Source organism: Pseudoxanthomonas sp. PXM01 (genome assembly GCF_014851815.1).
Taxonomy (GTDB): Bacteria; Pseudomonadota; Gammaproteobacteria; order Xanthomonadales; family Xanthomonadaceae; genus Pseudoxanthomonas_A.
In genome coordinates, this window is sequence record NZ_JACVAJ010000001.1 from 1045922 (window position 1) to 1063261 (window position 17340).

General features: G+C 66.9%; 13 protein-coding genes and 2 tRNA genes. 6 read left to right on the plus strand and 9 right to left on the minus strand.

Annotated elements, in window-relative coordinates; translation table 11 throughout:
- Positions 1–3 precede the first annotated feature (3 nt).
- Positions 4–696, minus strand: a complete 693-nt coding sequence (locus IB230_RS04750) for a class I SAM-dependent methyltransferase (RefSeq protein ID WP_192269330.1) — start codon at positions 694–696, stop codon at positions 4–6.
- Positions 697–835: 139 nt separating this feature from the next.
- On the opposite strand from IB230_RS04750, the gene IB230_RS04755 reads away from it, so the two are divergent.
- From IB230_RS04755 to IB230_RS04780, 6 genes are read left to right on the plus strand one after another with little or no spacing between them, the layout of a single operon-like run.
- The gene (locus IB230_RS04755; protein WP_225589191.1) at positions 836–5098 is read left to right on the plus strand and encodes a non-ribosomal peptide synthetase; all 4263 of its coding nucleotides are present in this window, start codon (positions 836–838) and stop codon (positions 5096–5098) included.
- Positions 5098–5850, plus strand: a complete 753-nt coding sequence (locus IB230_RS04760) for an alpha/beta hydrolase (RefSeq protein WP_192269336.1) — start codon at positions 5098–5100, stop codon at positions 5848–5850. The genes IB230_RS04755 and IB230_RS04760 overlap by 1 nt, the downstream gene beginning before the upstream one ends.
- A gap of 1 nt (position 5851) precedes the next feature.
- Positions 5852–6658 (plus strand): alpha/beta fold hydrolase, encoded by an 807-nt coding sequence (locus IB230_RS04765; RefSeq protein ID WP_192269339.1) that lies wholly within the window; start codon positions 5852–5854, stop codon positions 6656–6658.
- Positions 6659–6668: 10 nt separating this feature from the next.
- Entirely contained in the window at positions 6669–8279 is a 1611-nt protein-coding gene (locus IB230_RS04770; RefSeq protein ID WP_192269341.1) for a hypothetical protein, read from the plus strand.
- The gene (locus tag IB230_RS04775; protein WP_192269345.1) at positions 8276–9310 is read left to right on the plus strand and encodes a hypothetical protein; all 1035 of its coding nucleotides are present in this window, start codon (positions 8276–8278) and stop codon (positions 9308–9310) included. Before IB230_RS04770 ends, IB230_RS04775 begins: the two co-directional genes overlap by 4 nt.
- A gap of 2 nt (positions 9311–9312) precedes the next feature.
- Positions 9313–10602, plus strand: coding sequence for a pyridoxal-dependent decarboxylase, exosortase A system-associated (locus IB230_RS04780; RefSeq protein ID WP_225589193.1), 1290 nt, complete (start codon positions 9313–9315; stop codon positions 10600–10602).
- Positions 10603–10620: 18 nt separating this feature from the next.
- Here the strand turns inward: IB230_RS04780 and IB230_RS04785 are convergent, their stop codons facing one another.
- The 8 genes from IB230_RS04785 to csrA form a co-directional block, all read right to left on the minus strand.
- Positions 10621–12189 carry an AMP-binding protein gene (locus IB230_RS04785; RefSeq protein ID WP_192269348.1) on the minus strand — a complete coding sequence of 523 codons (1569 nt, stop codon included), beginning with the start codon at positions 12187–12189 and terminating at the stop codon, positions 10621–10623.
- A complete protein-coding gene (locus tag IB230_RS04790) occupies positions 12186–12473 on the minus strand; it encodes an acyl carrier protein (protein WP_225589195.1) in 288 nt (95 codons plus the stop codon). The genes IB230_RS04785 and IB230_RS04790 overlap by 4 nt, the downstream gene beginning before the upstream one ends.
- 76 nt (positions 12474–12549) lie before the next feature.
- Positions 12550–13914, minus strand: a complete 1365-nt coding sequence (locus IB230_RS04795) for a TIGR03013 family XrtA/PEP-CTERM system glycosyltransferase (RefSeq protein WP_343227255.1) — start codon at positions 13912–13914, stop codon at positions 12550–12552.
- A gap of 331 nt (positions 13915–14245) precedes the next feature.
- On the minus strand, positions 14246–15916 hold the full coding sequence (locus IB230_RS04800; RefSeq protein WP_192269357.1) for a hypothetical protein: 1671 nt from the start codon (positions 15914–15916) through the stop codon (positions 14246–14248).
- A gap of 143 nt (positions 15917–16059) precedes the next feature.
- Positions 16060–16467, minus strand: a complete 408-nt coding sequence (locus IB230_RS04805; RefSeq protein WP_192269360.1) for a hypothetical protein — start codon at positions 16465–16467, stop codon at positions 16060–16062.
- 208 nt (positions 16468–16675) lie between these two features.
- Positions 16676–16752, minus strand: a tRNA-Arg gene (locus IB230_RS04810).
- A gap of 174 nt (positions 16753–16926) precedes the next feature.
- A tRNA-Ser gene (locus IB230_RS04815) sits at positions 16927–17019 on the minus strand.
- 76 nt (positions 17020–17095) lie between these two features.
- Positions 17096–17302 carry a carbon storage regulator CsrA gene (gene csrA, locus IB230_RS04820; RefSeq protein ID WP_162339065.1) on the minus strand — a complete coding sequence of 69 codons (207 nt, stop codon included), beginning with the start codon at positions 17300–17302 and terminating at the stop codon, positions 17096–17098.
- Positions 17303–17340: the final 38 nt, after the last annotated feature.

Here is a 17340-nt window from a genome sequence, read left to right on the forward strand (position 1 = left end):
GCCTCAGGCGTGATTCGCGTAGACGCGGAAGCTGTCGTTCGCAGCGACCAGCCGCAACGTCGGCGCCCGGTCGAACACGGCATGGCAGACCGGGTTGGCATACCCGATGACCAGGCGTCGCGGTTTCGCGGCGACGCCGGCCTCGATGCCGGCAAGGACCTGCTGCATGACCACTTCGTCGAACGGATTGTAGAAATAGCAGAGCAGGTCGCCCTCCGGCAGCGCATAGCGCGTGGCGTCCATGCACGCCACGTCGATCCGCGACTGCGTGTCGCCGCTTTTTCGGCGGTAGCGTTCGATGTTGTCGCGGGCTTCGTCGCACAGCGAGGCGAACAATTCCACACCGACCACGCGCGCGAACCCGTGGTCGGCGGCGAGCACCAGCGCGCGCCCCTTGCCGGAACCGAAATCGATGAAGGTGAACCGCCGCGGGTCCACATCCGGCAGCGCGCGCATCATGCGCTTGAACTTCGCGTAGGGCCACGGCTGGTAGAACACCGCGTGTGCCCCGTGCTCCTGCGCACCGTCGATGCGCGCCAGTTCGTCGACGGCGACGATGCCTTCGGTGCGGATGCCCAACCGTCTTTCGTGGTACCTGTCGTAAGCCACGCGGCACCACACCGGTACGTTGCGCAGAACGCCCCGCACGCCGACCCGCTTCACCATCTTCGCCAGCTTGCTTGCATTACCCAGCATCGATCGACTCCGGAATGTCAGGGAAATCCGGTGACCCGGCGTGGCCGCCTGCGTCAACCTGTCGCATGTCCCTGAAAGACACGGAGCGGAGGCCCGATACCGGCCCTGACCGATCGGCGCGACTATTTCCGTTCAATGGATGCATTCGAACGCCCGACACCGGACCGCCGTGACCCAATCCAGCCCCGTCAACGCCTCCCTCTCCTACTGGCAGGAACGCCAGTCCGCCGGATTGCCGGTGGTCGAACTGCCGACCGACTTCCCACGCACGGCGCGGACCGCGGCCGTCTCGGAGTACGTGCAACGGCGCTTTCCGCTGCCGACCGGCGAGGCGCTGGACGCCCTCGCTCGCGACGCGGGCGTGGAGATCCACGACGTCCTGCTGGCGGCCTTCTGCGTACTGGTCGGCAGGCTGTGCGGCGAGGACAGCATCGCCGTGGGCACCGCGGCCGGTGCGATGGGCCCGATGCCGCTGTCGGTCACGCTGGAAGGCACGGACAGCTTCCGCACGCAGGTCGGTCGCACGCACACCGAACGGGTTGCCGCGCTCCGCCACGCGGAGGCGGCGGCTGACGCGTGGCGCGCCGCCGTCGATGCCCTGGCGACGCCGTCGGTCCTGTTCGGCGGCGACGCCCGTCCTGCGCCGGGCACCGAACTGGCCGTGACGGTGACCCGCGAGGGCGGGCAGCTGCTCGCACAGGCAGGGTACGACGGCACGGTGTTCGCGCCGTCCACCATCGAGCGCTGGCTGGAAGCTTACGAAACGGTGCTGTCCGCCGGCCTGCTCGAGCCGGATGCGGCGATCGGCGCGCTGCCGATCACGTCGCCTACCCAGTTGGCCGCCCTGCACGCGCTGCAGCCCGCGCGTACACCGCGCGACGCCCACCTGCGCCTGACCGATCTGATCGCCGCCCAGGCACTGGCAACGCCGCAGCGGGTCGCGCTGCGCCATCAGGGCGAGCAATGGGACTTCGCGCGGCTGCGCGCGCGTGGCCTGCAGATCGCCCATGCGTTGCGCGCACGCGGTATCGGTCGCGGTTCACTGGTGGGCCTGTGCCTGGACCGCACGCCCGACATGCTGTGCGCAGCGCTTGGCGTGCTCGAAGCCGGCGCCGCCTATGTTCCGCTGGATCCCGCCTACCCGCGCGACCGCCTCGACTACATGGCGCGCGATGCGGATCTTGCGTTGCTGCTGGCGCAGACGGACACCGTCGAGCTGCTGGACTGGCCTGCGGCGCGGACGCTGCTGCTGGATCGCGACCTGCCCGCGGCGTCCGGCACCCCGCTGCCGTTGGCCGACGATGAGCGCGCGGCGACGCCGGAATCGCCGGCCTACGTCATCTACACCTCGGGCTCGACGGGACGTCCCAAGGGCGTGGTCGTTCCGCACCGGGCCGTGGTCAATTTCCTGCTGAGCATGCGGCACACACCGGGCATGACGGCCGACGACCGCCTGGTGGCGGTCACCACGCTGTCGTTCGACATCGCGGTACTCGAGCTCTTCCTGCCCCTGTGCACCGGTGCGGAAATCATCCTGGCCTCGCGCGAAGAAGCCATGGATGGACCATCGCTCGCCGGGCTGCTGCGCGAACACGACGCCACGCTCATGCAGGCCACGCCCGCGTCGTGGCGCATGTTGCTGGAGACCGGCTGGCGGCCACCGACGGGATTCAAGGCACTGTGCGGCGGCGAAGCGCTGCCGACCGACCTCGTCCGCCCGCTGTGCAGCGATGGCGCCCAGTTGTGGAACATGTACGGACCGACCGAAACCACCGTCTGGTCCACGTGCGAATCCATCGGCGCCGACGATCCGTACATCTCGATCGGCCGCCCGATCGACAACACCACCGTCTGGATCCTGGACGCCAGGCTGCAACCCTGCCCCATTGGCGTTCCGGGCGAGATCTGGATCGGCGGCGACGGCGTGACCCTGGGCTACCTGCATCGCGAGGAACTCACGCGCGAGCGCTTCATCGACGATCCGATGTCGCCCGGCGGATGGCTGTACCGCACGGGGGACCGCGGCCGCTGGCGCAACGACGGCCGCCTGGAGCACATGGGACGCCTCGATTTCCAGGTCAAGGTGCGCGGCTATCGCATCGAACTGGGCGAGATCGAAGCCAGCCTGTCCGAGTGCGACGGCGTGGAGCGCACGGTCGTGGTCACCCGCGAGGACCGTCCCGGGGACGTCCGCATCGTCGCCTACCTGACGCCCACCGCAGGCGCCGTTCCCGCGCCGGCCACGCTGCGGCAGCAACTGCGCGAACGGCTGCCCAGCTACATGGTCCCGCAGCATTTCGTCACGCTGCAGACGTTCCCGCTGTTGCCCAACGGCAAGATCGACCGCAAGTCGTTGCCGCCGCCGGGCGATACGACGGCGACGGCAACGACACAGCCGGTGGCGCCGCGCAACGACGTCGAGCGGCACATCGCCGACCTGGTCCGCGCCGTGCTGTCGCGCGAGGACGTCGGCATCCACGACGACTTCTTCGCGATCGGCGGCCATTCGCTGCTGGCGGCGCGGCTGCTGGAGAACATCCGCCGCACGTTCTCGGTCGAGCTGCCGCTGCGCACGGTGTTCGATGCGCCGACCATCGCCGGGCTGGCCGCCGCCGTACAGACAGGCGCTGCGACGGACGCGCCCGTGCTGGAGCGCCGCAGGGCGGACGGTGGACCGGCACCGCTGACCCTGATGCAGGAGCGCATCTGGATCCACGGCCAGCTGAATCCCGGCAGCGCCGCCTACAACATCCCGCTCGCCTTCCACCTGCGGGGAGCGTTCGACGAAGCCGCCTTCGCGCGCGCGTTCGAACGCGTGGTGGCCCGCCAGGCGACGCTGCGCACTCGCATCGTCCAGACCGAGGACGGCCCCGCGCAGGTCGTGACGCCCGCCGACGATGCGACCGCCACGCTGCCGCCCCTCATCGATGCCCCCGACCTGCCGGAAGCCGGACAGCGCGACTGGCTGGAGCGGACGCTGCGCACCCTGGCAGGTGCGCCCATCGACCTGACGCAATCCCCCAGCTTCCATACGCAGTTGTTCCGGCTGAATCCGCAGGAGCACGTCTTCTTCCTGATGCCCCACCACGCGTTGTGGGATGGTGGGTCGACGGATCTGTTCTGCCGCGAGATGGGCGCCGCCTATGCGATGGAATGCGGAGCGCCCGCGGCGGACCTGCCGGAACTGGCGGTGGACTACGTCGACTACGCGTACTGGCACCGTCAGACACTCGACAGCGCGCTGCACGGGCAACACACCCGCGAGCGGCTGGACCAGTGGCAGCAGCTCCTGCAGCCGGCAGGGCTGCCGCCGCCACTCGCCACCGACAGGCCGCGCACGCCGGGCGCGCCACGTGCCGCCGGCATGTCGCAGCTTTCCCTCGATCCCGACCTCACGGCACGCCTGCGGCAGGTCGCGCGCGACAACGGGACCACGCTGTACGTGGTGCTGATGGCGGCCTTCGAGGTGCTGCTGCATGGCCACGGTGGCGAAACACGGCCGCTTCTCAGTTCGCCGACGCGCTTCGTGGATGCCGCGGTGGCGACGCCGCTGATGGGCATGTTCACCGGCACCGTGCCGGTGATGGTGGAGATTGCGCCCGAACAAGGCTTCGACCAATTGCTGGCGCAGACGCGCAGCCTGGTGCTCGATGGCATTTCACGTCCGCACGTGCAGTTGGACGACCTGCTGCGCCAGCCCGCACTGCGCGGCTTCGCACGTCCCGGTTCGCCGTACCACGCGCAGTTCTCGTACGAAGACATCAGCGAACGTCCCGATGGGTGGGGCCGCCTGACGGTGGAACAGTTGCCGTTGCTCGCCCAGGAAGTGACCGAAGACCTGATGATCTGGTTCTTCGATCGTCCGGCCGGCCTTTCCGCGCAACTGCTCCACGATGCGGTCGTGTTCGACGCCGCCACCATCGACGGGCTGCTCGCACGCTATGTGCAGCTGCTGACACGCATCGCCGATGCGCCCGCGGCCAGCATCGTGTCGCTGATCGGTGGCGCACCGGCCAAGGCAGTGCCGGCGGCTGCCGCGCGGAGCTCCGCGCAATCCACGCCACAGGAGGCGGCAGCCGCCGCGCCGGTCGCAACCGCGCTGACACCGGCCGAGGTCCTGATCGCCGAGGTATGGAGTGATCTGCTCGGCATCGGCGACATCGGGCCGCAGGACAATTTCATCGACCTGGGCGGGCATTCCCTGCTGGCGATGACGATGATCTCGCGGGTGGAAAAGCGCACCGGCGTTCGCCTCAACCTGCTCAAGGTCGCCAACAACACGTTGCGCGTGCTGGCGATGGAGATCCCCGCGGAGGCATCGCGCGGAACGTCCCGCAACACGTCCCTTGGCGCACGCCTGCGTCGCCTGTTCGGACGCGGCGACGCGTCGGGAGAGGCCTGATGGCAGGTAGGCTTCCGCTGCATTTCGGCTCGCCCGCCCGCCGCCTGTTCGGTGTCTTCCACCCGGCCCAGGACCCCCCCCAGGGCGCGCTGCTGGTGTGCCCGCCGTTCTTCCACGAGCATGCGCGCAGCTATCGCCTGTTCGCGTTGCTGGCGGATGCATTGAGCGAGCGCGGCATCGCGACGCTGCGCTTCGACTACTACGGCACCGGCGATTCCGCAGGCGACGACGACGACTTCACGCCCGAAGGCGCCTGCAAGGACGCCACCGAAGCGCTGGCATCGTTGCGCAGCCGCGTCCCGCATGCGCCGCTGTTCGTGATGGGGGTACGCGGAGGCGCCCTTCCCGCCCTGCGGCTGGTGCAGGAACATCCCCCCGCCTTGCTGTGGCTATGGCAGCCCGTCACCGACTGGCCAGGCCACCTGGACGAATTGCAGCGCCTGCACGCGAGCCGGCGTGCGCTGGTGCCCGGTGCCGGCGATGAAGCCGCGGAGGCGACGTTGATGGGGTTCCGCTACGGCGAGGGAGTGCCGGCGCGGCTGGCAGCGCTGGGCAGCACCTCCCTGCCGCCTGCCTGCAGCCTGGTGCTGAGCGAATCGGCACCCTTCGACGGCCTGCCGGCCAACCGGACCCACCTGCCCCTTCCGCCGGCGTTGGCGAACTGGGTCTCGCGACCGGACATGGATGCGTTCCCCGGTCGCCAGGTCCGCGACCTGGCCGCGCGCTTCCCCCTTGCTTCCAGAACGGTCTGACATGGAAATCATCCTGTCGCTCGGCCCCGAGCTCTTCGGCCTGCTGACCCTGCCCGAGCAACGGCAGCACCCGGTGGCCGTCATCCTGCTCAATGCCGGTTTCATCCACCGTGCCGGCCCCTATCGCATGGGAACGCGCCTGGCCCGGTTGCTCGGCGAAGCCGGTTACCCCGTCCTGCGCTTCGACCTGCCCGGCATCGGCGACAGCATCGACCTCGCCGACCGGCCGGAAACGGACGTCATCCGCGGCGTGCTCGACGCGGTCGCGAAGCAGACCGGCTGCCAGCGTTTCGTCATCGGTGGCCTCTGTGCGGCAGCCGACGCGGGCTGGAAGGTCGCGGTCGCCGATCCGCGCGTGGAGGGCGTGATCCTGCTGGACGGCATCGCCCGCAAAGGCGCCTGGGCGACGTGGGCGCGTCTGCGGCGGCTGGTGCGCAAGCCACCGTCGGCGTGGCTGACCGCCGTGCGCAACCTGCGCGGCCGGCCGGCAGCCACGCAGGACGAACCGCGCGACATCACCGACGCCGCCCTGCGCGACTGGCCCGCCGTGGGCGCGGAGCGCAGGGAGATGCAGCTGCTGGTCGGGCGTGGCGTGCGTGTGTTCGCGCTGTACACCGGCGGCACGTCCTACTTCCTGCACCCGCGCCAGTTCCGCGCCACGTTCGGACGCAGTGCGTCCGCCCCGGAGGTGTCCTTCGTGCACTGGCCGGAGTCGGACCACGTCTTCCATCTGGACGCCCATCGGCAACGCCTGGTCGAGCGCATCCGCGCATGGCTGCAGGCCTCCTTTCCACCGCCCGCGACCTGAGGACGGGAACATGACGCACGCACGCTTCGCACATGGATGCCCACCGCTGCACGCCGCGCACGCGCAACGCCGCAGCCCCCTGGGTTTCAGCCTGGGCTGGCTGTCGCTGCTGGCCGCCCTCGGCGCCACGAACGGTGCGCACGCGGGCACCCCGGACGCGCGGCAGGCGATGCGCACCGTCCTCGGCCTGCAGCCCTGCCAACCTTCGGGAAAGGGCAAGGACTACCAGGTCGGCCAGGGACAGGGACGACTGGCGTCGCTGGACCTGGTGCCGTGGGAAAAACTCGCCGCAGGCGACACCGTCCGCATCCACTATCGCGACGCGCCGTACGCGGGCAAGTTCATGCTGTCGGCGCGCGGCACCGGACAGGCGCCGGTACGCGTGTGCGGCATCCCGGGAGCGGACGGCAAGCGCCCGGTGGTGACCGGGCGCGATGCCGTCACCCGCAAGGGCCAGTCCTATGGCCACGCGCTGCACCAGTCGCGCTCGGTCATCGTCATCAAGCCGGCCGCGTCGGCGGGCTGGGAAGCCTATCCGCAACACATCCAGATCGACGGCCTGGACATCCGCAGCGCACACCCGAGCTACCAGTTCACCGACAGCGACGGCGCCCGCCGCCGCTACGACGAATTCGGCGCCTGCATCTGGGTGGAACGTGGACACGGCATCACCATCGCCGACAACGCGATCTCCGATTGTTCGCAGGCGATCTTCACCAAGTCCACCGACGACGGCGCCTTCGCGCAGACGCGCGACATCCGCATCGCCGGAAACCGCATGTACAACAACGGAATCGTGGGCAACAACCGCCTGCATACCACCTACGTGCAGAGCATCGACGTGGTGTACGAGTTCAACCACTACGGTCCGCTGCGCGCCGGTGCGCGCGGCAACTCCATCAAGGACCGCTCGATCGGAACCGTCGTGCGCTACAACCGCATCGAGGACGGTGCGCGCGCACTGGACCTGGTGGAAGCCGAGGACTTCCCGCAGACGGCGAAGGCCACACCCGCCTATCGCTCCACCTATGTCTACGGCAACCAGATCATCAAGGATGGCCGCAAGGGCAGCGTGATCCACTACGGCGGCGACCACAACGGCAGCTCGCCCGGCGAGGACTGGGGCGAGCCCAACAACCGCAAGGGTACGCTCTACTTCTACCACAACACCGTGCGCGTCACCGGCAACGGCTATGCCGCGATGTTCCAACTGTCGACCACGGAAGAACGGGCGGACGTGCGCAACAACATCTTCATTTTCGACGCCACCACGCAGAATCCCATCATGCGCGCCAGCACGGATGTCGGCGACGCGTGGACGGCGGGAGGCATCATCACCTTCGGGCGGAACTGGATCACCCGCGGATGGCGCGACACCCAGCCGAACAGCAAGGTGGGAGGTGCGCTGCAGGGTCGCGAGAACCTCGTGATGGATGGCATCATGCCCGTGGCCCCGACGACGCTGCGTCCGCTCGCCGGCACCGCCGCCATCGACGCCGCGCAACCCAACGCCCCCGCCACCCGGAGCCATCCCGTGCGCTATCAACTCGACACCCGCTCCGTTCCCGTGGCCAGGCCGGTCAAGGGATCCGCGCCCGACCTGGGGGCCATCGAGTTTTGAGCGGCGCCGCGTACGAAGTGGTCGAAGCCTCGGCGCGACACGATCGGGAACAGGTCCTCGCGCTCTGGGATGGCAATCTGGGCAGCGGTACGCGCCTGGGCCTGAAGTACGACTGGTTCTATCTGGACTGCCCCGGCGACGCACCGCTGGTGATGTCGCTGCTGCATCGCGAAACGGGAGCGCGCGTGGGCGTGGTCGCCGCCGGTGAGCGGCGCATGCTCTGGCGGGGACAGCCCGCGCGCGGCGCGCTCATGGTCGATCTGGCCGTGGCACCCGAGCACCGCTGGCTGGGGCCGGCGCTGATCCTGCAGCGACGCATGAAACAGGTCGCCGCCGAACGCTACGACCTGCTTTACGTGTTCCCCAATCCCTTGGCCACACCCGTCTACCTGCGGGCAGGCTATTCGCAACTGGGCGAAATCGTGCGCTACGCGCGCGTGCTGCGGCATCAGGACTATCTGGCGCGCCACCTGCCAACGCCGCTGGCATGGGCCGGCGGTTCGCTGCTGGACGCGCTCGACCGCGTGCGTCGGCGACTGCGTGCGCGCCCGTGCCGACACGAGTGGGTCGATCGCAGTACCGATGAGATGGACCGTCTGTGGGCGGGCAGCCATCACGGCGACGGCCCGATCACGATACGGGACCGTGCCTACCTGGACTGGCGATTCGACCGCTCGCCCCTGGCCAGCACGCGCTACCTGCTGCTGCGTGCGGACGATGGACGGCTGGAGGCCTGGTTCGCCTGCCAGGCGCGCGAAGACAACATCCTGCACGTCCACGACTTCTGGTCGGTCGATGCCGTGGAAGGTCTCGCGCGCACGCGCGTCGACACCTTGCTGCATGCGGCCCATGCGGCCGGCCATCGTGCCGTCTGGTTCGAGTTCGCCGGTGCCTCTGCGGCGGTGGCAGGCTGGCTTGCAGCCGGGTTCAAGCCACGCTCGCGCCGTCCCGTGTTCGGTCACGCCACGACATGCCCGCCGCAAGCGCTCGCCGCGTCCCTGCACCTGACCGCCGCCGACGAGGACGAATGAGCATGTCCGGCCAAGACACCGCGCCTTCCCCGCAGCCCACCGACGACGTGGCGACCGCCGTGCCGGCGCCCGCAACCGCGTGGATGGGCGACGCGCCGTGGCCACGGGACGACGCCAACGAATTACTGGTGAACGGAACACCACTCTCGCGCGTCGTCGAAGCGATCGGACAGACAGCCTGCTACGTGTACGACCGTTCGCGACTGATCCATCGCGCCAGCACGCTCAAGGCGCGCCTGCCCTCCCGCGTGCACCTGCACTACGCCATCAAGGCGAACCCGATGCCGGCACTGGTCGGCCTGATGGCCGGCCTGGTCGATGGCCTGGACGTCGCCTCGCGCGGGGAGCTGCGCGTCGCCCTCGATGCCGGGATGGCGCCGGAGCACATCAGCTTCGCCGGCCCCGGCAAGTCGGCGCAGGAACTCCAGCAGGCGCATGCGGCCGGGATCCTGATCAACATCGAGTCCTTCCGCGAGATCGATCTTCTCGCACGGCTCTGCGAAGACACCGGCCGGCCGGCACGCGTGGCGGTGCGGGTCAATCTCGCGTTCGAGCTGAAGTCCTCGGGCATGAAGATGAGTGGCGGCGCGCGTCCGTTCGGGATCGACGCCGAACTCGTCCCGCAAGCCCTCCAGCGGATCGCCGGCAGTGGGCTCTCCTTCGAAGGCTTCCATATGTTCGCGGGATCGCAGAACCTGCGCGCCGCCGCGATCGTCGAAACGCAGCAGAAATGCTACGAGCAGGCACTGGAGTGGAGCGCGCTCCTGCCCTCGCCGCTGCGCTCGCTCAATCTGGGCGGCGGGTTCGGCATTCCCTACACCCTCCAGGAAACACCTCTGGATATCGCACCGATCATGGACAACCTCGCCATGCTCGATGCGCGTGCGGCGTCGGATTTCCCTGATGCGTACCTGGCGATCGAGTTGGGGCGCTATCTGGTCGCCGAAGCCGGTCTCTATGTTGCGCGGGTGGTCGACCGGAAAACATCACGCGGACAGGTCTTTCTGGTCACCGACGGCGGCATGCACCACCACCTGGCCGCTTCCGGCAACTTCGGCCAGGTCCTGCGCAAGAACTATCCCGTGTGCATCAACGCAGGGCATGGCGAGTACGCGCAGGCCAGCGTCGTCGGTCCGCTGTGCACGCCCCTGGACCTGCTCGCCGACCGCGCCGCCCTGCACCAGGCCGATGTGGGCGACCTCGTCGTGGTGTTCCAATCCGGTGCCTACGGCCGCAGTGCGAGTCCCCGCGATTTCCTGGGGCATCCGGACGTGATCGAAGCCCTGGTCTGACCCGTCCGCCGCGGCCGGTCACTCGCCGTCGGGCAACGGCCTGCCTTCCGCTTCCGCCTGCAGTACGCTGCGCCGGATCTTCCCCGTCCCTGTCTTGGGCAGCGCGTCGCGGAACTCCACCGTTCTCGGCACCATGAATTCTTCGAGATGCGCGCGACAGTGGGCGATCACGCCGCGCGCATCGATGTCCCCATCGTCCGCGACGATGATCGCCTTCAGTGCATGGCCGAGCACGGGATCCGGCACGCCGACCAGGGCGGCCTCGCGGATGCCGGGCATGGCGTAAAGCACGTTCTCCACTTCTTTGGGACTGACCTTCTCGCCGCGCGACTTGAGAATGTCGTCCTTGCGGCCGACGAAGTACAGGAACCCTTCGTCATCCATGCGGAACAGGTCGCCCGTGTGCAGCACCTTTTCCCAGGGATAACGCCCCGTCTTGAGCGCTTTCGCCGTCGCTTCCTCGTTCCGCCAGTACCCTTGCATGACGTGACCGCCACGCACGACCAACTCACCGACATGACCCGGCTCCAGCGGTTCGCCGTCATCGCCGGCCACCCACACCTCGGTGCCCGGAATGGCGATGCCCACGCTGTCCGGCTTGCGCGCAAGATGTTCGGGCGGCAGGTAGGTGCAGCGCTTCGATTCGGTCATGCCGTACATCGAATAGATCCGCGCGTTCGGAAACATCTCCTGCAGGCGGAGGATGTGCGCAGGCGGCAGTGCCGCCGCCGTGTTCGTCAGGTAGCGCACGCTGTGCGCCCACTCCGGCGGGAAATTCCGCAACTGCACGATCAGCGCGGCCATGGTCGGCACCAGCGGGAACCCGGTGACGCCTTCACGGGCGAGTAGCGGCAGCACCTTCTGGGGGAACGCGAAGGATTTTTCCAGTACCAGTGTGGCGCCCATCTTCACGCACATCAGCAACTGGTAAAGACCGTAATCGAACGACAGCGGGAGCACGCTGAGGACCACATCGCCGGGCTGCGACTGCAGATAGCAGGTGATCGACGAGGCGGCGTGCTCGATGTTCTTGTGCGTCATCATGACGCCCTTCGGATGCCCGGTCGAACCCGAGGTGTACACCAGCATCGCCAGATCGGTATCGATCCCCGCGATCGCAGGCGCAGCTTCCGCGCCGTCCACGAATCCGGCGTACCCGATGCTGCCCGGCGGCCAGGTCTTTACTCCCGGCTCGTCGACCACCACGATCGTGCGCACGCTCGGCGATTGCGCGGCCGCCGCTGCGGCCACCTCCAGCAGGCTGGCCTGGGTGAACAGCACCGAGGCTTCGCAGTTGCCCAGCACGAAGGCCAGCTTGTCCGCCTTGGTGGTCGGATTGATCACGCTGAAGACACCGCCCGCGCGCAGCGTGCCGTAGATACCGACGGCCACCTCGGGACGATTCTCCATGAAGACTACGCAGCGCTCGCCATTGACGAATGCCGCCCGCGTCGACAGCGCGCCCGCGAACCGCTCGGCGGCTGCATTCAATGCGGCGAAACTGATGCGGTCCGTACCGCTGACGATGGCCGTACGCTGGCCATGCGCCCGCGCACCGGCGGCGAGGTGCGCTTCGCAGCGGATCATCCGGCCTGAACCGTGCCGCCGAGCTTCCCGCTCACGAAGGCGACCAGGCTGTCGATGCTGTCCAGGTTCTCCGGCACCACATCCTCGTCGTCGACCACGATCCCGAACTGCTCTTCCAGCCAGGTCACGAGCGTGAGTACGCCGATGGAATCGATGGCGCCACTGTCCAGGAGGCTGCGCCCCTGCTGGCTTTCCTCATCCCCTGCGGGCATCGGAAACGTCGTTGCGACGAATGCACTGATCTGCTGCCGGATGGACTCCATCCATGTTCCCTTCTTCTGCAAGCACGCGCACGATCATCCGTGATCACCGCAGCCCTTCCCCATCGAGCCCCCCACTCCCTGGGCGGCCCTTGCATCCTCAACGTCCGCCGCGCCGGAACAACACCACCTCGACGGTCTGCAGCAGGATCATCAGATCGAAAACCAGGCCGTGGTTCTTGACGTAGAAAAGGTCGAACTTGAGCTTTTCCTCGGCATCCTTCACCGAGGCGCCGTACGGATAGCGCAACTGCGCCCACCCCGTGAGGCCCGGCTTCACCGAGTGTCGAACGCTATAGTAGCGGATCTCGCTGTTGAGCTGGTCCACGAACTGGGGACGCTCGGGGCGCGGCCCGACGAAACTCATGTCGCCTGCCAGCACGTTGAACAACTGCGGCAACTCGTCCAGCCGGGTCTGGCGGATGAAGCGCCCCACCCGCGTGGTGCGATCGTCGTTCGCCGTCGCCCACCGGGCAACACCGTCTTTCTCCGCATCGGTCCGCATGCTGCGGAACTTCACCACGTTGAAGCTGCGCCCGCCTTCGCCAACGCGCACCTGCCGGTACAGGATGGTCGAGCCCGTGCCTTCCAGCCGCACGCACAGGGCGACTAGCAGCATCGCCGGCCACGCGACCAGCAACAGCAGCAACGCCGCCATGACATCGAAGAAACGCTTGCTGAGCCTGCGGGGAAGCGAGTGGTCGAATCCGCCGGCGAAGACCAGCGATGAAGGATCCACGACCTCCAGCTTGATCAGCCCGGCCTCACGCTCGAAGAACACCGGCAGATCCACCACCGACACGCCCGCCTGGGCGCAGGCCAGGATATCTTCCATCGGCAGGCCGCCACGACGCTCGTCGGGCGCGATCAGGATCTCGTCGATTTCCAGTCGGGCCGCCAGTTCGGGCAGACGCTCGTCGCCGTTGATCAGCAGGTCTTCGGACACCATGGTTTCCTGCCCTTTGACGGGAAGGAAACCGACCACCACGAAGGATTGCCGATCCGATCGACGACGCATGCGGCGATTGATGAGGTCTGCGTTCTTGCCCGCGCCGTACACCAGGATCCGGCGCTTGAAGGCATCGAATCCGATCAGCCGGTAGGCGCCGGCACGCAGCAGGCATACGCCGAGAAGTCCCAGCAACAGCGCAAGCATGAAGACCGTGCGCCCGATGTGCGTCATCGGCGCCAGGTAGTAGAGCACGAGCAGGCCGACTGCACCGAAGACGAACGACAGCACGATGCGGATCGCGAAGTCGATGCGCGTGTGCCGGACATGAGGCTGGTAGAGGCCGAAGGCGACCATCGAGACCGTGATGACCAGGGCGAAGATCAACCCGCGGATGAAGCCGGTCTCCAGAAACACCTGTCGGCCTTCGTCATCACCCAGAAAGCGCAACCACGCCGCGCCGGCGACCGCCAGCAGCAGGATGGCGACTTCAAGCAACCACAGAACGCGCGTCACCCGATTTGTGCGACTCGCAAAGGCATGTGCCACGACCCTACCCCCTGATTCCCGCGCCGAGATCCCCTGCCCTGGAACGGTTTTCCCAGAACAGCATCCAGGCTGAAAACGGAGGCTTGCCGACCCAATCCGACATGGAACGGAATGCCTCCAGTCCCTGTTTCCCGCCTTACGGTCGATCTAACGTCAGGCGTGCCGGTTAGCGGCCAAGGTGGCGCAACCGTCTGCGCGGAAGCCCGCACGACGGATCTCAGGCATCAGAAGTCCCGCCTGAAAACGGCGGAAGGCGGCCACGTCGATGACGCGACCGCCTTCCGGGGGAACATCCCGCTTAGGGGTGCTTGCAGATCGAGCGCTCGCCCTCGGCGCTTTCTTCGGTGTCGCACCACGAGACCGCGGGTGCGGCCCAGCGGCGGTAGCGCGGCTGCGTTGGCTGCGTGACGTACTTGCGCACCCGGCGCGACGTGGTCGTCGTGTCGGCCGCCGCACCGGTCAGGGAAGGCACCCCCGGGACAGCGCCAGCGGTCGCCACAGGCGCCGGACTCAGCGCCGTGGGGACCGATGCAGCGCCCGTGGCGGCGGATGCGCCACCAGGCTGGAGCGGCTGCGAGCCATTGACGCGGACGGGCTGGGCCGGTTCGGTACCGCCGGCGGATTCCAGCGCGCCGATCGAGAGCCGCGCACCGGAGAGCACGCGCGAGCGCTGGCCGTTGAGATCGAGCTTGGCGCGCGAGGGCGGATCGAACAGCGGAATCAGCTGCGGCGACGGGAACGGAAATGCGGTAGGCGTCGGCGGCGGATTGCTGCCATTGCCGACCAGCACGCTCGACGATGCAGGACGCAGATTCCATTGGGCAACGCTGGTCAGGCCCGGATCGCTGCCGTTGCGCGTACCGGTCCATTCGCCCGGCACGTTGCCCGCGCCGGACTTCACCCAGTTGTTGCTGCCCGCGACCTTGCGACCGGCGTCCCAGGCCGACGTGCCCGTCGGTCCGCAGTAAGGCGTCTCGGCTGACGAGTTCTCCACGATGACGGTCGGCGAGCCCGTGCTCGTCTGGTGGATGACGTTGTTGTGCATCTCCAGCGAACCGGCACCCAACTGCACCATCACCGCGTTGGCGGTGCCACTGCGCGTGAACAGGATCGTGTTGTTGACCAACCGCACGCGCCCCTGGCTGCGTCCGTTCAGATCGCCACCGATACGAATCGCGTTGGCCCAGGAGCCAGATTGGACGATGACGTTGCCGACGATATCCGAATCTTCACGTCGCAGTCCGGCATTCCAGCCGGACTGTTGCGTGGCGCAATCCGGACCGATCAGTTCCAACGCCTGGTAGGTCGCGCCTTCGAGCCAGTTGTAATAGATCTCTGCCCGCTCATGGCGGACCTTGACCAGATTTCCACCCGTTCCGCTATGGATGTAATTGAACTGCATGCGGAATACCGCGCCGGGGAACGCCACTTCATCCGATTGCATGTAAATGGGATGGCGTTGCGAACCGCTGCCGCTGTTGCGGATTTCGCTGTACTCGAGGGTGAACGAGCCAGAGTTCTGGTCCGCCGCAAGAATGCCATGCGAAGGACAGTTGCGGATCACTGCGTCACGCACCGTCACGTTGTGCGCCTCGCTGAAAATGCAGGTATTGGAACCGCCGGTGACTTCGAAGCCTTCGAAGACCACGTTGTTCGAACGCTGGAACTTGATCGTGTTGGTTCCGCCCTGCAGCAAGGGTCGCGACTGACCGGCTGCGCGCTTCCAGCGGATGATCACAGGATTGCCGGCATCGCCTCCATCGTCGCTGTTGACGACGATATTGCCGTTATACGTGGCATTGCCATCGACCTCGACGATATCGCCGGGCGCGAGATTATTGTTGGCGAACACCGCCGAGAGCTGCGTGTACTGCCGACCGGAAGGACCTACCGTATAGGTAGCCGACCAGGCGAGGCAGGGGGCAGTGACCAAGGAGAGGGCCAGGGCGGCCTTGGAGAAACTACGCATGGATAACCGACGTCAGGACAGGGGACGAGGAAAACTATATCGACCCCTTTACAACCACAGGTGAAAAGAAGTAGCCAATCTCCGAATAGCAGGATCTCGTCACATAATAATCTCGACTGCGGCCGGAAATAATCGGGCCGACATCACCGGCGTACTCCCAATATCTTTCCCGCCTCATAGGCGTCCAGCAGATCGCTCTTGCGGAGAATGATCCGCTCGTTATCGTCGAAACTGGCTTTTCCGCCATCCCCCGCAAGCGCTTCCAACGCTGCGCGCTCGTCGGTCGAACCACCATTTTCCGTTACCAGCGTGACTTCATCGCCCTCCACCGCGATCACTCTCATCAAACCGAAGGCACGCCCGCTCTGCTCGAAATCAGCGTCGGAGAAGTAGGTAAGCTCGGCCGCATAGTGATCGCCCACTGCGGGCGCCTGCAAAAGCGTCTGTTCCTGCTGCTGCCCGGATGCGGCATCGCGCCCGCAGGCGACCAGTGCGACCGCCGCCAGAAACAGGACCACGAACGGACACCACTTTTTCAACGATGACGCCATGTCGAACCTCGCTGCTTTCCGCTGGAGTCATGATGCTCATCGGACCCGGACGACGGCGGACGCGCCGCAACACATACACTCGATCATATGCGCTAACGGCAGCACCCACGCCACCAGACATCGACAGCAGATCTCGGACGGTGGGCGCCGGCAGAATGACCAGGCACAAAAAAACCGGCAAGTTTCCTTGCCGGTTTTTTCTTTTGTATGGCGCGCCCGGAGAGATTCGAACTCCCGACCGCCTGGTTCGTAGCCAGGTACTCTATCCAGCTGAGCTACGGGCGCGTGAGGAGCGGAATTATGCGTGAGACGTTTTCCGCTCGTCAATCTTTTTCTACTTCTTTGTTGCTTCCCGTGGCGTCACTGACGACGCTTCCGGAGGATGCTTCGCCGAGCAGAGCTACGACATCGGCATCCTGTTTCCCCACGCACTTCGGTAAGGCAAGACGAACTTCAAACTGGCGGAGTGAGAGGGATTCGAACCCTCGATAAGGCTTTTGACCCTATACTCCCTTAGCAGGGGAGCCCCTTCAGCCGCTCGGGCATCACTCCGGTTTGTCGCTCGCATTGCAGCCAAGCTGCAGCGGCCGCATAGGATAGCGGCTCACCGCGCAGGCGGCAAACAAAATCAGTCGGTGATGTTTTCCGAAGCGGCCGGCGACGAAATTTCCTCGCCACGCTGGATGCGCTGATAGATTTCTTCGCGATGCACAGCCACGTCCTTGGGTGCGGTGATGCCGATGCGCACTTGGTTGCCTTTGACGCCAAGGACGGTCACCGTGACCGAATCGCCGATCATCAGGGTTTCGCCGACACGGCGGGTCAAGATCAACATGTTTCTTCTCCGTAATCCGGCAAAGGATAGTGCCGGGG

Bases quoted from the DNA above. Each gene is read 5' to 3' on its own strand.
- IB230_RS04760 (WP_192269336.1), top strand. From the start codon at position 5,098: ATGGCAGGTAGGCTTCCGCTGCATTTCGGCTCGCCCGCCCGCCGCCTG.
- IB230_RS04800 (WP_192269357.1), bottom strand. From the start codon at position 15,916: ATGCGTAGTTTCTCCAAGGCCGCCCTGGCCCTCTCCTTGGTCACTGCC.
- csrA (WP_162339065.1), bottom strand. From the start codon at position 17,302: ATGTTGATCTTGACCCGCCGTGTCGGCGAAACCCTGATGATCGGCGAT.
- IB230_RS04785 (WP_192269348.1), bottom strand. From the start codon at position 12,189: ATGATCCGCTGCGAAGCGCACCTCGCCGCCGGTGCGCGGGCGCATGGC.
- IB230_RS04755 (WP_225589191.1), top strand. From the start codon at position 836: ATGCATTCGAACGCCCGACACCGGACCGCCGTGACCCAATCCAGCCCC.
- IB230_RS04770 (WP_192269341.1), top strand. From the start codon at position 6,669: ATGACGCACGCACGCTTCGCACATGGATGCCCACCGCTGCACGCCGCG.
- IB230_RS04750 (WP_192269330.1), bottom strand. From the start codon at position 696: ATGCTGGGTAATGCAAGCAAGCTGGCGAAGATGGTGAAGCGGGTCGGC.
- IB230_RS04805 (WP_192269360.1), bottom strand. From the start codon at position 16,467: ATGGCGTCATCGTTGAAAAAGTGGTGTCCGTTCGTGGTCCTGTTTCTG.
- IB230_RS04780 (WP_225589193.1), top strand. From the start codon at position 9,313: ATGTCCGGCCAAGACACCGCGCCTTCCCCGCAGCCCACCGACGACGTG.
- IB230_RS04765 (WP_192269339.1), top strand. From the start codon at position 5,852: ATGGAAATCATCCTGTCGCTCGGCCCCGAGCTCTTCGGCCTGCTGACC.